Source organism: Bacillus cereus group sp. N24 (assembly GCF_016483345.1).
Lineage (GTDB): Bacteria > Bacillota > Bacilli > Bacillales > Bacillaceae_G > Bacillus_A > Bacillus_A toyonensis.
Window position 1 is genome coordinate 63,819 of record NZ_JAEHCA010000006.1, and the last position, 14,987, is coordinate 78,805.

The following is a 14,987-nucleotide window of genomic DNA, read 5'->3' on the forward strand; positions in this document are numbered from 1 at the left end:
GAGATACCCCCTAACGAAATTTTAGCTTTCTATAGTTATGTAAGAGAATTCAGCCCATTTTTTCGTTTCACAAAAATTTTATAATAATTAAAATCACATTATAAAAATATTATATTATAATACAACTAGTTAAAGGGAAACTTTAATCAGTGGGGTTTTGTGCATCTCCCACGTAACTTCTTTGCTCCAGCCAACTTTTGAGACGGGAGTCTTACTGCCGCAAATAGCGGGATAAAATTACAAGGCCGTTTGCCATGGGGGATTTACATACATGAAAAAGATTTTATTTTTGTTATTGGCTACTATTATTACGTTAACATACCTTCTAGTTTTTAATAAGACTATTGATTCTGAAATTAAAGGATTCCCTATACCTTATGAAGCTAAATTAATTCATACTACTGAGGAGATAGGTGAGTATGTATATAAAGGCAATTGTTTTGAATCAGGTTTATCTATATGGTATCAAATACATATAAAATTAAAGGGATGGGATAAAACTTTTGCAGAGGGTGGAATGAAAGTTTATGAGAAGGATAATAAAAAAGTAACCGTAATATATTTAACGGGAGAAGATGTTATCAGTTTATATAAAGAGTAATAAAAAAGGTGATCACTTAATTGTGATCACCTTCCTTTTATTTCGTAAACTGAGCTTCTTCTGTAGAACCTTTTAACGCTGTCGTTGATGAAGTACCGCCTGTAATGACTTGTGCTACTTCATCAAAATAACCTGTTCCTACTTCGCGTTGATGGCGAGTTGCAGAGTAACCGTGTTTCTCTGCTGCGAATTCCGCTTGTTGTAATTCAGAATATGCTGCCATACCACGGTCTTTATAGCCACGTGCTAATTCAAACATGCCGTAGTTTAATGAGTGGAATCCAGCAAGTGTTACGAACTGGAACTTGTAACCGTAAGATGCGATTTCTTTTTGGAAGCTCGCAATCGTTTTTTCATCTAATTTTTGTTTCCAGTTAAATGACGGTGAACAGTTATAAGCGAGTAATTTCCCTGGATATTTTTTATGGATTGCGTCTGCAAATCGTTTTGCATCTTCTAAATTTGGTTCAGACGTTTCACACCAAACGAGGTCTGCATACGGTGCATACGCTAAACCACGTGCAATTGCTTGATCCAGTCCTGCTTTCGTACGATAAAATCCTTCTGGTGTTCTTTCTCCTGTAATAAACGCTTTATCAACCGGATCGATATCACTCGTAATTAAATCGGCTGCATCTGCATCTGTTCTTGCAACGATAATTGTCGGCACTCCCATTACGTCCGCAGCAAGGCGTGCGGAAATTAAATTACGTACCGCTGTTTGTGTCGGCAGTAATACTTTTCCACCTAAATGTCCGCATTTTTTCTCTGAAGATAATTGATCTTCAAAGTGTACACCTGATGCACCCGCTTCAATCATACCTTTCATAAGCTCGAATACGTTTAATTGTCCGCCAAATCCAGCCTCTGCATCTGCTACAATCGGTACGAAATAATCTGTATCATCGCTTCCTTCCATATGCTGAATTTGATCCGCACGTTGAAGTGTTTGATTAATTCGTTTTACTACAGCTGGTACGCTGTTCGCTGGATATAAGCTTTGGTCTGGATACATATGTCCAGAAAGGTTTGCATCAGCCGCTACTTGCCAACCACTTAAGTAAATTGCTTTTAATCCCGCTTTCACTTGTTGCATCGCTTGGTTTCCTGTTAATGCACCAAGTGCGTTAATATAATCTTCCGTATGAAGCGATGTCCAAAGCTTCTCAGCCCCGCGGCGTGCTAGTGTATGTTCAATATCAATCGAACCGCGCAAACGAATTACATCTTCAGCTGAATACGGACGTGTTATTCCTTTCCATCTCGTATCTAATTCCCAGTTCTCTTGTAATTTATCGATTCTTTCGTTTTTCATTTATTCCATCCCCTTTTCACTTTATAAAATTTCATAACCCGGTAATGTTAAAAATGGTACGAACTCATCATTCCGAACGAGGTTTGTAAACAATGTTGTCGCCTCTTGGAATCTCCCTTTCTTAAAGGCTTCTTTACCAATCTCTCTTTCTATCTTTACTAATTCTTCTTCTTTCCATTCTTCCATTAATTCGAGCGTAATATTGCGGCCATCATTTAGCTTTCCGCCTTCATGACGAATCCATTGCCATATTTGTGCTCTGGAGATTTCCGCAGTTGCTGCATCTTCCATTAAGTTATAAATTGGCGCTGCTCCCCGTCCACTTAACCAAGATGCAATATATTGAATACCTACACTAATATTCGTGCGAAGACCTTCTTCTGTAATCGTTCCCACTGGTACTTCTAATAAATCTTTTTCTGTAACACGTATTTCTTCACGTTTCCTAAAAATTTGATTCGGCGTTTTCATAATGTGATTAAATACTTCCATTGCAACCGGTACAAGTCCCGGGTGGGCAACCCAAGTCCCATCATGACCGTCTAAAGCTTCACGCTCCTTATCAGCACGCACCTTTTCGAAAGCCGCTTCATTCGCTTCTGGATTATTTTTAATCGGAATTTGTGCTGCCATTCCTCCGATTGCTGGTGCATTACGGCGATGACATGTTTGAATTACTTTTAAAGAATACGCGCGCATAAACGGCGCCGTCATCGTGACTTGCGCTCTATCTGGCAGTAAAAATTCATTATGATTACGGAAACCCTTTAAGAAGCTGAAAATGTAATCCCATCTTCCGCAGTTTAAGCCAGCAGAATGATCTTTTAGCTCATACAAAATTTCATCCATTTCAAACGAAGCGTGAATCGTCTCCAATAGCACAGTCGCTTTAATTGTTCCGTTTGGAATACCGATGTATTTTTGAGCAAATACGAATACATCGTTCCATAATCTCGCTTCTAAATAACTTTCCATTTTCGGTAAGTAAAAGTACGGGCCACTTCCTTTTTCTAAAAGCGCCTTCGCATTATGGAAAAAATACAGACCAAAATCCACTAAGCTGCCGGACATATTTTTCCCATCAACTTGCATATGCTTTTCCTCTAAATGCCATCCTCTTGGACGCACAATGAGTACAGCTGTTTTATCATTTAATCTATATTCTTTTCCTTTATCATTTTTGTGTGAGATCGTTCCCTTTACTGCATCTCGTAAGTTAATTTGGCCTTCAATCGCATTTTCCCAAGTTGGTGAATTCGAATCTTCAAAATCCGCCATAAAAAGATGAGCTCCTGAATTTAAAGCGTTAATGACCATCTTTCTATCTACCGGTCCAGTAATCTCTACGCGGCGATCCTCTAAATCTTTCGGAAGATTGGCGATTGTCCAATCCGCTTCACGTATGTGCTTTGTTTCTTCTAAAAACTTCGGAAACTCCCCTGCATCAATTCTTTTTTGTTTCTCTACACGTTTTTGTAATAGTTCTGTGCGGCGCTCATTGAAATTTTCATGTAGTTCCTTTAAAAAACTAAGCACCTCAGGTGTCAATATTTCGTTGTACGCTGGTAACATTTCTCCGAGCAATGTAACCCGTGAAGTTCGCGTCGACATATTAGCATCCCCTTCTTAAACTGTTTTATAACAGATTTGATTTTATGTTTTATATTATATAACAAATCTTCAGAAAAGGAAGTTTTTTTTGAAAATTCATTTCAGTTTTTTTTGAAAACACCGTTCTTTCGTGCTCTATTCCATACAAAAAAGGCTACTGTTATACAACAACGGCCTTTTCGTAACATCTTCCAAAATTAAAAATGAAATTATATCAAATACAACTTTACATTTCAGAGGTAGCACTTCCCTTCACCGATAGCTCCTTTTCTCTTCCTTTACGAAAAGTGAGTGCCATTCCTACAAAAATAAGGACAATCCCTACAACTTGCATACTAGTCGGTCTAAATCCGGTAAAGACCGTATCTAACAAAATTGCTACAGCAGGATCTAAAAACACTAATACAGAAATAAGTCTCGTCGATAAATCTCTTAAACTGTCAAAAAACAAGTAATATACAAACCCAGTATGTATAAGTCCTGTTGCCGTTATCATCATCCAGTTCGTCTCTGTTAAACCTTGAAACTGTCCGAAATCCACAAATGGTAACAATAAAAATATACCTAAAAACGTTTGTACAAATGTCATCGCATATGCACTCGTATGCTTGATTCCTTTTCCTAATAAAGTCGTAAAAGCATAAAATAACGCTGCAAGTAGTGCCCATACCATTCCAGATGACATGAGTTTCTCGAGTGACACACTTCCATCTACTCCAGCTACTAAAACCGTGCCGAGGAAACAAATGACAATGGACATAACGGCAAACGCTGTTAGCCTCTCTTTAAATACGATACTCCCAATCATTAATACGATAATTGGAGCGAGATGATAGACAGAAATTGCAATTGTAATTGACATAACTTCAAACGCTTTAAATAGAAATACCCAGTTAAAAACGAGAAATACGCCGCACGCTAATATTTGCACAATCTCTTTTTTATTCCACTTTTCATTTTTATATTGTCCTGTCACTAACCAACATAACGCTAAAAATATAGTTGCACAAATACAACGAACAAATACTAATTCAAAAGACGGTAAACCTGTTTGGACAGAAAAAAATCCAATTGATCCGAAAATAGACATCGAAAGGATCATTTTTATAGCCGGCATTGATTTTTTATTGTACACCCTTTCTCTCCTCCTACAATCACTCTCTTATAAAACTAAAAATTCTAAAAACATTACTTATTATTATATATTACAATCAAAAAATTGTAAAAAACTAGAATATAACGAGTGACATCCACACAAAATTTTCATAATAAAAAATCATCCTTTTGTATTCCACAGGATGATTTTTTATACGTATTGAGAGGTCTATATATTTATAAAGACTTACATATACTCTACTATTTTTGAAGAGTAAATTGGGAAACTATTTGTTTTAGTCCTCCTGCTACGTTGTGCAGATGTTCAATTGAAGTCGAAATCTCTTGAACAGATTTTTCTTGCTGTTGAATAGACTCTTTTACCCTATCAGTTCGATCAGATGATCTTTGAGAAATTTGCGCCATATCTTCTGTAGAAGCAGAAATCTCCTCACTACTCGCTGCAATTTCATCTGTAGACATAGATACCGTTTGAATTTGCTCAGATACTTGCTGCACTTTTTCTGTAATAGTTCCAAATACTTTTTCTGTATGCATTACTACTTGTGTACCTGCCTGTACCTCATTATCTACTTTCCCCATCATATGTACCGTATGATTCGTTGTTCCCATAACTTGAGTAATAAGCTTCTCAATTTGTTTAGCAGAATCACTAGATTGTTCTGCTAATTTTCGTACTTCATCTGCCACAATTGCAAATCCTCTACCACTTTCTCCAGCACGTGCAGCCTCAATTGCGGCGTTTAATGCTAATAAGTTAATCTGAGAGGTAATACCTTGCATAACATCAATGATTTTAACAATTTCTTCTGATTGTTCTTTCATAGTCTCTACTTGTTTCACACCGCTATGTACTGAATTTTGGATTGTATCCATCTGTTGAATCATTTGTTTCATTAATTTGTTACCACTCTCTGCATCTAGTGCTGATTGAGCAGACAATTCATTTACAGAGGATGATGTATTCACTATACTCTGCATTCCTTGTGTCAACTCTTCCATCGCACCCGCAGTTTGTTCCATTGCTTGCATTTGGCTCTCTGCGCCATTGGCAACTTCTTCAATATCCATAGTAATTTTCTTTGCTGCACCGCTAGATACTTCTGATGCAGATACTACTCCGTCTGCATGTTGGAATAAAAGCTGAATATTATTCTCTACTTCTTGCATATTTGTTCTTAGCCCTGCAATCATCTCGTTAAAATCACTTACTAATATACCTAATTCATCTTTAGCATTATAATCACCATGTACAGTTAAATCTCCCTCTTTTGCTCTTTCCATCATACGACTAACCGTTTGTAAAGGAGCAACTATAAGCTTGCTAATAATATAACTTACTATACATATAATGATTGTAGTAACTACTGCAAGAATGATAAAGGTAATAACGGACCGATCTATCATTTTTTGAGAATCTTTAAATACTTGGTCAGCTAAGTTTGAAACATAAGTTTCTAAATCTACAGCATAACCAGCTAACTCTACTCCCTTCGGTTTTAAGTCCTTTTGAAATTCGTTTACCATTTGAGATTCATTTGTTCCCTTCGCTTTGTCAAACAACTTCTTATATGTCTCCATATAACTTGGCAAAGATTTCTTCATCTTCTGAAACAGCTCATCCTCTTGCTTACTTAAATTAACGCCATCATCATATTCTTTTAATAAAGAATCATATTTTTTAAGATCCTTTTCAACATTACTAATAATCCCTTCTTTATTTGTCCCCTCATTTTGTGACGTTGTAATTAATTCTAGTAAGTTATATTCTAGTGAATTTTGTGTACGAAGCATTCCTTCTAATATAACTGCAGAATTTTGATAATCATCTACTACAATCTCTGTATCGCGCTTAATCTTATTAATAGAATTAATTGCTACACAGCTCATAATTGTCATGCCCAAAACTGCTAATGAGATAAGTAAGAATAATTTATGTTTCACTTTTAAATTTTGTAAAAAATACATATTTCCACCTTTATTCCTTTATATATAGATTTTTAGAATTTTATAGCTTATTATTTACAAAATCTCAATAAAAAGCAATGATAAATATTCCCAATACCAAACTTATATTTCTATAAAAAAGAAGTAGCATAATCGCTACTTCTTGTTTTTTTGTTCCTCATATTGTTCAAACGTATGAATTCTTTCGAAAATTGGTGGATGTGTGTATAAGAAAAATTTGACTAACACAGGTGGATTCACTTGGCTTAAGCTTGTTTTTGATAAATATTGAAAAGTTCTCACACCAGATTTCCCATCTTTCGTCATATTTAAAGCATATTGATCTGCCGCTCGTTCTTCTATTCGTGAAACGTAGTTTGTTGCTGGTTGTGATGCAAAAGATAATAAAGAGGAAATTAAGAAAAACAAAGGTAAAATTGAAAAACATGCCATTTTGGAAATTTGCAGCGTATCTCCCCATTTTCGAATACACATATTTAAAATACGACTAATTACATACATACCTATAAACGATATGAAAATATAACTCGCAACGCCCCAATATATATGTTTCATTACGTAATGTCCCATTTCATGGGCCATAATAAATAAAATCTCTTTATCTTTTAATTGCTTAAGCGTTGTATCCCACATTACAATACGCGAGTTAAGGCCAATTCCTGTTACATATGCATTTAACGAATTCGTTTTTTCCGACATATTTACTTCATATACGTGTTTAGCAGGAATGTCAGCTTTGTCTGCCATCGCTAAAATTTTCGTTTCTAACTCTTTATTTTTCAACGTCGAGAAGTCATTGTAAAGTGGATCAATAATAACAGGCTGTACGAACGTTAAAAAGATTGTAAATGGTACAGAGAGTGCCCATCCTGCTAGCCACCATCTCTTCGGGAATTTACGGATAAGCCATAAAAGAACTGTAACAATGAGTAACATCGTCGCATAATTAACCCAAAAATCGATAACGTGATCTTTTATCCAGCTTTGTGTACTTTGCGTGGAAATACCGTAATCAACCGACACTTTACGCCCAATCCATTGCATTGGTAATGCCAGTACCGTTGTGAGTAATGATAAATAAAAGAAATAAATCGCAACTTGTAAGACACTTATTTTAGTCGTTTCCGTTGACCATTTCTCAAACTTTTTTGAAATACCGAGCACGAGTACAAATAATAAAATAATCCATTCAAGAGGCGTCGCTAAAAAGAACAGTAAATTTTTCACGCGCGAATAATCTTGGCTTAGCGTAAGCTCTTTCGCATTCATAAAGGTTTCTGGATCTGCACTCGTTCCTTTATACATGTCCGGAATGAGTTCATGATTCCATCCAAATAAATACCAATATATAAATAACGCAAATCCAACGTACAAAAAAAGCGACCACCCAATAACTTTCCTCACGTTATTCCCTCCTCTATGCTGCCTGTCTATTATTATTGTAAGTTCGTACATGCTAAATTAGAACAAGCTAATTACGAGAATTGCTCGAGAGCCTTCTATTTACATAAAGTGAAACTTTAATCAGTGGGGGTTTTCTTCATCCCCCCACTGATTATTAGCCTTCACCAATCGGGCTTTTACGGGCAGTTGATCCCTCGCCTAACTTCTTTGCTGTCACTGAATTTTGAGGTGGGAGTCTTACTGCCCGTTAATGCGGGATAAAAAAAACTCTTCTACATAAGAAGAGTTTTACCTATTTTTAGACACTTTCCTCGGTTCATAATTCGGAATAAGAAAAGCACTTACAAACCAGCACATTAAACCAGCGCCTTTTACATATTTTACATATTCATAGTCTTGAAAAAATAGCGTCGTTATAATAATCGTAAAAAAACCTACTAAAACAAATATATACCCTATTTGTTTCTTCGATAACATAAATACTTATCCCCCTTAAGGCAGTACATCTATTAACAAACTGAAATCTTGTACAGAAAAAGAACTATATTTCATAATACCTTGTACAGCTAAAAGTAAAACAAGACCGATCACACACATATAGTTAACACTTTCGTCACCCTTTTTTTCAGTAACCATGCCACCACTTATACATAAGACCCCTAATAAATGGAGCGCTAAATACATGAAAAAGTAGGCTTCCTCCCAGCGGAGAATAACATTTACTGTCGTTATTAGCACTATGCTAAGTAAAATCAAATAAAAAAACTTATTTGATGATATTGTTTCATTCATATAATTTTATACATTCCTTTCAAATTTAGAATTAATGATGTCTCAAAGCTATAAAGTAAATGATTGTTTTCATACCATAAAACAAAAGGAAAGCTCCCATTACTTTCACGAATACTTTATGAACCCGCACATACTTCTCTTCATTTTTTCTGAAGATACGCTTCATCATTACTTCTAACATTAGACCGAATATTATTAAAATCCCTAATACAATAAGAAGAGAAATAATATTTTCTTTTAAATGAGTACTAGAAAATAAGTAATACTCCGGAAACACAATTGTATCTACTACAGGTTAAAAAGCCAATGACAACAGCCTTTATCACACATATCTGTAATAGACGTAGCATCTATAATGTCTTTCAATATTTTTTCAATCGTTTTCTTCGTCTCATTTATCTCCCACTACATCTGCAAAACTCTCTACCTGCTCTGCGTATATAACTGGCACTTCTTTACTCCAGTATTTGCGGTTAACAAATAAAAAGATGAGTACTAAATTTAATCCTGTTATAAAAATAATCAGTCCTGGAAAGAACGTCGTATAGTTTGAGAAATCTGCAAAACTCATGATCTTTTCTCTACTTACTAGGAACGATGCACAAAGTACAAATGTATTATTTAACATATGTATCGCAATTGGCATGAGTAAGCTTTTCGTACGAATATATACGATTGATAATACGATACTAAATACGGCGGCACCGAGAAAATCGACATGTAATATCGCAAATAAAAGTGCCACTGCAATCATCGCTATACTCGTTCCCCATTTCGCAGCAAAGCGCTGAAGTAAAAATCCACGAAAAACAAATTCTCCAATAATAGGTGCGATAAATACAACCATAATAAATTGATATATATATCCCCCGGCACTATCTACAATCGGTTTGTGTAAAGCATTCATAATAAAATCTGGTGTAATCCATGCAAAGCTGTACATGTATAAAATCAGATACCCGTAACTGAACATGCACAACATAATCGTAATGTATATAACTTGCACCAAGTTAAATGTTTCATTTTTATTAAGAAATAATGAAAATGAAACACGGTGCTTTCTATACTCATAAAAAATCCATGCAATCGGAAGGATATAAAATATAAGTATATTTATAAAAGATGAATTTTGTATATGAAATGTACTTTCTAGCAATTTTTCACTACTTCTCGCTACTAAAATTAATAGTGCAAATACAATTAAAAAATATCTAGCTCGCATCATTTGAAACGGATTCACACTCATCTCCTCCCCTATGTTACTTTTATCATATCATTTGATTCTTAATTTTTTATAAAAGAAAACCTTAAATTTTCCTTAAAAATTCCATATGTTACAAAAAGATGATATGATATTCGAGGAAATTAAGGGGGATTCTTATGTATCAAGCAAATATATTACTCGTCGATGATGAAACAGCAATTTTACAACTACTAACTACCATTCTTGAAAAAGAAGGTTTTTCTCATATTACAACTGCAACATCAGCTGAATTAGCTTTATCTCTCACCGAACAAAACAATTACGATTTAATTATTTTAGATGTCATGCTTCCTGGACAATCTGGTTTTGATATTTGTCCAATTATTCGCCAACAAACAGATTGTCCAATTTTCTTCCTATCAGCGAAGGCATCTGATTTAGATAAAATATCTGGATTTTCATACGGTGCAGATGATTATATTACGAAGCCATTTAATCCATTAGAAGTCGTAGCTCGTATGAAAGCACAACTTCGAAGACATATGAAACAAACCGTACCACACGAACAAAAAGCACACTCCATTTCATTTGGGAGATTTGAAATTGATCAACATTCCGCAGAACTTACAGTAAATGGACACGTTGTCGAATGTTCCGCTCAACTGTTTCAACTACTACTCTTCTTTTGTGAGAATCCGAACTACGTATTTTCGAAAGAAGAAATATACGAAAAAGTTTGGGGAGCACCCGCCTATAATGGCGATGACAATACTGTTATGGTCCACATTCGAAAGCTACGCGAAAAAATTGAACAAGACCCAAGTAAACCAGAATACATAAAAACTGTTCGCGGACTTGGCTATAAGTTCGTTACAAAGTAGGGTGACAATATGAATCTTAATAAACGACTTATCATCCAATTTATACTGCAACACGTTTTTGTTTTAGTTACATTACTTATTGCTGTAGTCGCTGCTTTCACTTATTTAATTTTTCTTGTTACTAGTATTTCATACGAACCTAATATTCCGGATTCTGATAGTTTTACAATTTCAAGATATATCTCTTCAGAAGATGGCGATATTACGTTAAAAAAGGAAGTAAAAGATTTAATTAAAGAGAAAAATGATTGGATTCAGATTGTAAAAGAAAACGGCAAAGTCCTCTATCAATTTAATACACCAAGTGATGTCCCAACTTCTTATACGAAAACATCTTTACTCGCACATATACAGAATCATATAGAAAGCCCTTATACATTTACATATTGGGAAATTGAAGTAGAAGAAAAGAACGTACTTGTTATTTATGGCGGTATGTTAAAAAGTAATGCATTACTAAAAACAATTCAGAAAGAACACCCTTCTGTTTCTACAGATTCGTTCACATTAACGGAACAAGAAAAACAGTTACTCTCTAAAGAAAAAGCAACAATGCAAATATTTAATCATAATGGCGAAGAGGTTTTTTCCTATCCGACTGGAAAGAAAAAAACACTTTCAACAATACAGACTGCTCTTAACGAAAAAGAACCGTGGAATCATAAAGAAAACACGTCTAGCTTTTACGATGCAAATAGCGGTCAGCTTCTCGTCATTACCGCAAAAAATGAACGCTACTATCCAGATGATGAAATTGAGGATATATTTACTAAGAAGTTTCTAATCGGATGTGGATTAATCCTTCTTATCGTCTTTGTTTATTTAGTCATTCTATCTATTTGGTACGGAAATAAGTTTGGGAAACCGTTACTACACGCAATGCGTTGGCTTAAAAATATCGCTGGTGGAAAATATGAAGAGCCTGTTAGTAAAAAAGGAAAACCAGTTCGATTCAGGCGATCTGGTAAAGAAAAATGGTCATTTCGCTTATTTAGAGATGTTACTAGCTCACTAGAGCACCTTTCAATTACACTCAAAAAAAATGATGCGATGAGGCAAGTACTGCAGCAAACACGTGAAGAATGGATTACCGGTCTCACACACGATTTAAAAACACCACTTAGCTCTATATATGGCTACGCATTATTACTAGAATCAAAGCAGTATAACTGGACTGATCGTGACATTCAGCAATTCGGCAGCGTTATGAAAGAGAAATCTCAATATATGACTACACTAATTGACGATTTAAGCTTAACGTATCAATTAAAAAATAATAGCCTTCCTGCCCAGCACGTAAACATTGAAATGAATCAATTCGTCCAAAAAGTATTATTACAATTTATTAATAATCCGACACTGCAAAATCAAAATATTGAATTTGTACCGAGCTCAAATAAAATTCAATATTTCATTGAAGAAAAATGGTTCCAGCGTATTATCGAAAACTTACTAGCAAACGCTGTGAAACATAATAATGAAACGACAAACGTAATCGTAAAGCTTTCGCAGGATGTAAATTCATTTACACTATCTATTTCAGATAACGGAAAAGGAATGGACGATAAAACGAAAGAACTTTTATTCGAGCGATATTACAGAGGGACTAATACAGAAGAAAGCAACATCGGAACTGGACTTGGTCTCGCCATTACGAAACAGCTCGTTCATGCCCATAACGGGACAATTTCTATTGATAGTGAACTCGGGAAAGGAACGACGATTGTTCTTGTATTTCCGTTTCGTTCATAAAAAAGGTGCTTTACAAAAGCACCTTTTCTTTAATACTCTTCTATGATAACAATTAATAACTTCCGGGTTTGTTCATATATGCTTAGTTGGCGATTCAATTCCACATATTGTTCCATATACCTATACATAAATATTCTGGATACGCTTGTAAAAAGCTTTTATACAACAACTCTCATTGTAATTCCAGAATTTTTTTAGAAAAAAGAACATAACTCAAATTCCCATCTATTAATGACGTATAACTGTAAAAATCATCCACAAAAGAATCTGTCTTATATTCCTCTTCAATTCTTTCTATATCTTCCGATGGGTATGGTATTTCTAACTCTTCTTTTAAATATTCAAGCTTTTGACGAAGTCCATGTTAATTTTTACTATGTCTTCTCTCCTATTTCCCTACTAACACAAACACATTCTCATCAGGCGCTTCCATTACCGCAACATGTCCTGATTCTGTTGGAAATGGTTCACGAATCCATTTTACATCTTTATTATCTTTTAAACTTTCATACGTTTGTTGTACATCTTCTACTAATACTTCGACTTCCATAAAATTAATATCCGGATGATTACTTATTACTAACTCCGAACTTTTTTCATCTAGAAACTTCAATCCTATTAACATCCAAATAACCCCTTCTTCTAGTTCTCTTTCTATAATCCAGTTTTGCTTCATTCCCATTTCTTTATAAAAAGAAACCGACTTCTCTATATCCTTCGTATGTATAGATACACATTCTAGTTTTTTGAACATCTTCCCATTTCCCCCTTTATTAAAAAGCGAACCATCTCCCAATGATTCGCTTTTACCCTATTATTATTTTTTCTTCACCGGTATCCAAAGCTCTACTTGAGCGAACTCACTCTTATCTTCGTGGCAACGCTCATCATATAGTTCAAACTCTGTAACGCCGCAATGTTCATATCCTGAATGCGGGAACCATTCTGAGAATACTGCATTCCACGTTTGATGAATAGACGACACCATTTCTGCATGAGGAACTTTCGGTGTTGTAAATACGGCATATGTTGCTGCCGGGAAAGTACGCTTTGCAACCTCATTTGGTACGTTTTCAAAGTCTGTAACTTCCATTCCGATAATATAAGTGAAGTCCCCTGTTTCTAAATTAAAATCTGTACATAATCCAAGTTCTACCCATTGGCTCGTATCTTTACGATTCGGAATCGTTGTTCCAAGATCTTTTTGTAAATATTCTTGCCAAAATGCTGGGATGTCTTGATGGTTTTTCCCTTCTTTACTTGTCGTCTTCAGTTCATAACCTGCCATTAAAAATTCTGGTTTATTTACAATACGATATTCCATTTGTATGCCCCCTAAATACGGATTTAATTTTCTTTGTTTTACATTCACACTGTAATACATCGGTGTTTCAATTTCTTGTTTTCGATATTCACTCGGTGTCATTTGAAATAATTTTTTAAAGGCCCTCGTGAACGTTTCATGAGATTGAAAGCCATGCTCAAACGCGATATCAATAACTTTTTCATCCGTATGAGAAAGTTGATAAGCTGCCCGGGCTAACCTCCTCTTTCGAACATACTCCATTACTGTATCACCTACTAACGCCTGAAATACACGATGAAAATGCGACTCAGAAAAACCTGCAATGCGAGCTAAATTACGCAGCGTCTGTTTTTCCATTACATCTTCCTCAATATAATCAATGGACCTTTGGATTTGTGTTTCATAGCTTTCCATCTCTGTTCACCCGCCTTATATGTATTATGATAAAAGAGAATCCTATCCAATTCTTGACGTTTTTTACTATAATTTTAAAAACAAATGTAACTTTTTTATATGTATTTCGTTGTTATGTATGAAGGGAGGGAAATTAGTGAAACGCAAACAGTCATTAGAAGAAATTTACTCAGAGCATATGCAAGATTTATTTCGCTATCTTCTCTCCCTAACCGGAGATTCTCACTACGCGGAAGATCTCATGCAAGAAACGTTTTACCGAATGCTCGTCCATATTGACTACTATAAAGGAGAAGAAATTAGGCCGTGGTTATTTACAATTGCCTACAACGCCTTTATCGATTGGTATCGGAAAGAAAATAAATATAAAACAACTGAAGTTGCAGAATTCCATTTACCAAACGTGCCAAGTACAGAACATGCATATTTCGTAAAACATGAGATTACTAGTTGGTTAGACCGTTTATCCTCACTTCCGCTCGAAAGACGAAACGTGCTACTACTACGAGATTACTACGGATTCTCTTATAAGGAAATAGCAGAAATGACCGTTCTCTCATTAGCGAAAGTGAAAATTGAATTACACCGCGGACGAAAAGAAGCAAAAAGCATAAAGGAGTGAT

At 35.1% G+C, this 14,987-nt stretch carries 14 protein-coding genes and 2 pseudogenes; 4 read left to right on the forward strand and 12 right to left on the reverse strand.

The features are described from left to right. Window positions 1-271 precede the first annotated feature (271 nt). Window positions 272-601 carry a hypothetical protein gene (locus JDS95_RS11465; RefSeq protein ID WP_000721809.1) on the forward strand — a complete coding sequence of 110 codons (330 nt, stop codon included), beginning with the start codon at window positions 272-274 and terminating at the stop codon, window positions 599-601. Between the two features lie 37 nt (window positions 602-638). On the opposite strand, the gene aceA is transcribed toward JDS95_RS11465, so the two are convergent. The 10 genes and pseudogenes from aceA to JDS95_RS11510 all read right to left on the reverse strand — a co-directional run bounded on the left by aceA (window position 639) and on the right by JDS95_RS11510 (window position 10,047). Then, entirely contained in the window at window positions 639-1,916 is a 1,278-nt protein-coding gene (aceA, locus tag JDS95_RS11470) for an isocitrate lyase (protein ID WP_000787335.1), read from the reverse strand. Between the two features lie 21 nt (window positions 1,917-1,937). Beyond that, complete coding sequence (aceB, locus tag JDS95_RS11475) at window positions 1,938-3,527, reverse strand: malate synthase A (protein ID WP_000107646.1); 1,590 nt, start codon at window positions 3,525-3,527, stop codon at window positions 1,938-1,940. Window positions 3,528-3,753: 226 nt separating this feature from the next. After that, window positions 3,754-4,662, reverse strand: a complete 909-nt coding sequence (locus JDS95_RS11480) for a DMT family transporter (RefSeq protein ID WP_000282398.1) — start codon at window positions 4,660-4,662, stop codon at window positions 3,754-3,756. A gap of 221 nt (window positions 4,663-4,883) precedes the next feature. Next, the gene (locus JDS95_RS32125) at window positions 4,884-5,837 is read right to left on the reverse strand and encodes a methyl-accepting chemotaxis protein (protein ID WP_406565830.1); all 954 of its coding nucleotides are present in this window, start codon (window positions 5,835-5,837) and stop codon (window positions 4,884-4,886) included. Beyond that, window positions 5,832-6,611, reverse strand: a pseudogene (locus JDS95_RS32130) (MCP four helix bundle domain-containing protein); the annotation flags it as partial. The gene JDS95_RS32125 and the pseudogene JDS95_RS32130, both read right to left, overlap by 6 nt. 135 nt (window positions 6,612-6,746) lie before the next feature. After that, entirely contained in the window at window positions 6,747-8,015 is a 1,269-nt protein-coding gene (locus JDS95_RS11490) for a M48 family metallopeptidase (RefSeq protein ID WP_001233277.1), read from the reverse strand. Window positions 8,016-8,303: 288 nt separating this feature from the next. Beyond that, entirely contained in the window at window positions 8,304-8,492 is a 189-nt protein-coding gene (locus JDS95_RS11495; protein WP_000949414.1) for a hypothetical protein, read from the reverse strand. Window positions 8,493-8,507: 15 nt separating this feature from the next. Then, window positions 8,508-8,807, reverse strand: a complete 300-nt coding sequence (locus JDS95_RS11500) for a hypothetical protein (protein WP_002105543.1) — start codon at window positions 8,805-8,807, stop codon at window positions 8,508-8,510. A 31-nt stretch (window positions 8,808-8,838) separates the two neighbouring features. Then, window positions 8,839-9,137, reverse strand: a pseudogene (locus JDS95_RS11505) (malate synthase). Between the two features lie 61 nt (window positions 9,138-9,198). Next, window positions 9,199-10,047, reverse strand: coding sequence for a CPBP family intramembrane glutamic endopeptidase (locus tag JDS95_RS11510; RefSeq protein ID WP_001067942.1), 849 nt, complete (start codon window positions 10,045-10,047; stop codon window positions 9,199-9,201). Between the two features lie 140 nt (window positions 10,048-10,187). On the opposite strand from JDS95_RS11510, the gene JDS95_RS11515 reads away from it, so the two are divergent. Then, entirely contained in the window at window positions 10,188-10,892 is a 705-nt protein-coding gene (locus JDS95_RS11515) for a response regulator transcription factor (RefSeq protein WP_000283868.1), read from the forward strand. A 9-nt stretch (window positions 10,893-10,901) separates the two neighbouring features. Further along, window positions 10,902-12,644, forward strand: coding sequence for an ATP-binding response regulator (locus JDS95_RS11520; RefSeq protein ID WP_001052533.1), 1,743 nt, complete (start codon window positions 10,902-10,904; stop codon window positions 12,642-12,644). A gap of 388 nt (window positions 12,645-13,032) precedes the next feature. Here JDS95_RS11520 and JDS95_RS11530 read toward each other — a convergent pair whose 3' ends face one another. After that, on the reverse strand, window positions 13,033-13,398 hold the full coding sequence (locus tag JDS95_RS11530; protein ID WP_085450067.1) for a VOC family protein: 366 nt from the start codon (window positions 13,396-13,398) through the stop codon (window positions 13,033-13,035). A gap of 63 nt (window positions 13,399-13,461) precedes the next feature. Further along, window positions 13,462-14,364, reverse strand: coding sequence for an AraC family transcriptional regulator (locus JDS95_RS11535; protein WP_000446845.1), 903 nt, complete (start codon window positions 14,362-14,364; stop codon window positions 13,462-13,464). Between the two features lie 136 nt (window positions 14,365-14,500). Between JDS95_RS11535 and JDS95_RS11540 the strand changes: the two genes are divergently transcribed. After that, window positions 14,501-14,986 carry an RNA polymerase sigma factor gene (locus JDS95_RS11540; RefSeq protein ID WP_085450068.1) on the forward strand — a complete coding sequence of 162 codons (486 nt, stop codon included), beginning with the start codon at window positions 14,501-14,503 and terminating at the stop codon, window positions 14,984-14,986. Window position 14,987 lies beyond the last annotated feature (1 nt).

What these genes read in the sequence shown, in the direction of transcription:
- JDS95_RS11520 (WP_001052533.1), top strand. Translation starts at nt 10,902, where the DNA reads ATGAATCTTAATAAACGACTTATCATCCAATTTATACTGCAACACGTT.
- JDS95_RS11495 (WP_000949414.1), bottom strand. Translation starts at nt 8,492, where the DNA reads ATGTTATCGAAGAAACAAATAGGGTATATATTTGTTTTAGTAGGTTTT.
- JDS95_RS11515 (WP_000283868.1), top strand. Translation starts at nt 10,188, where the DNA reads ATGTATCAAGCAAATATATTACTCGTCGATGATGAAACAGCAATTTTA.
- aceA (WP_000787335.1), bottom strand. Translation starts at nt 1,916, where the DNA reads ATGAAAAACGAAAGAATCGATAAATTACAAGAGAACTGGGAATTAGAT.
- JDS95_RS11500 (WP_002105543.1), bottom strand. Translation starts at nt 8,807, where the DNA reads ATGAATGAAACAATATCATCAAATAAGTTTTTTTATTTGATTTTACTT.
- JDS95_RS32125 (WP_406565830.1), bottom strand. Translation starts at nt 5,837, where the DNA reads ATGATTGCAGGGCTAAGAACAAATATGCAAGAAGTAGAGAATAATATT.
- JDS95_RS11530 (WP_085450067.1), bottom strand. Translation starts at nt 13,398, where the DNA reads ATGTTCAAAAAACTAGAATGTGTATCTATACATACGAAGGATATAGAG.
- JDS95_RS11535 (WP_000446845.1), bottom strand. Translation starts at nt 14,364, where the DNA reads ATGGAAAGCTATGAAACACAAATCCAAAGGTCCATTGATTATATTGAG.
- aceB (WP_000107646.1), bottom strand. Translation starts at nt 3,527, where the DNA reads ATGTCGACGCGAACTTCACGGGTTACATTGCTCGGAGAAATGTTACCA.
- JDS95_RS11465 (WP_000721809.1), top strand. Translation starts at nt 272, where the DNA reads ATGAAAAAGATTTTATTTTTGTTATTGGCTACTATTATTACGTTAACA.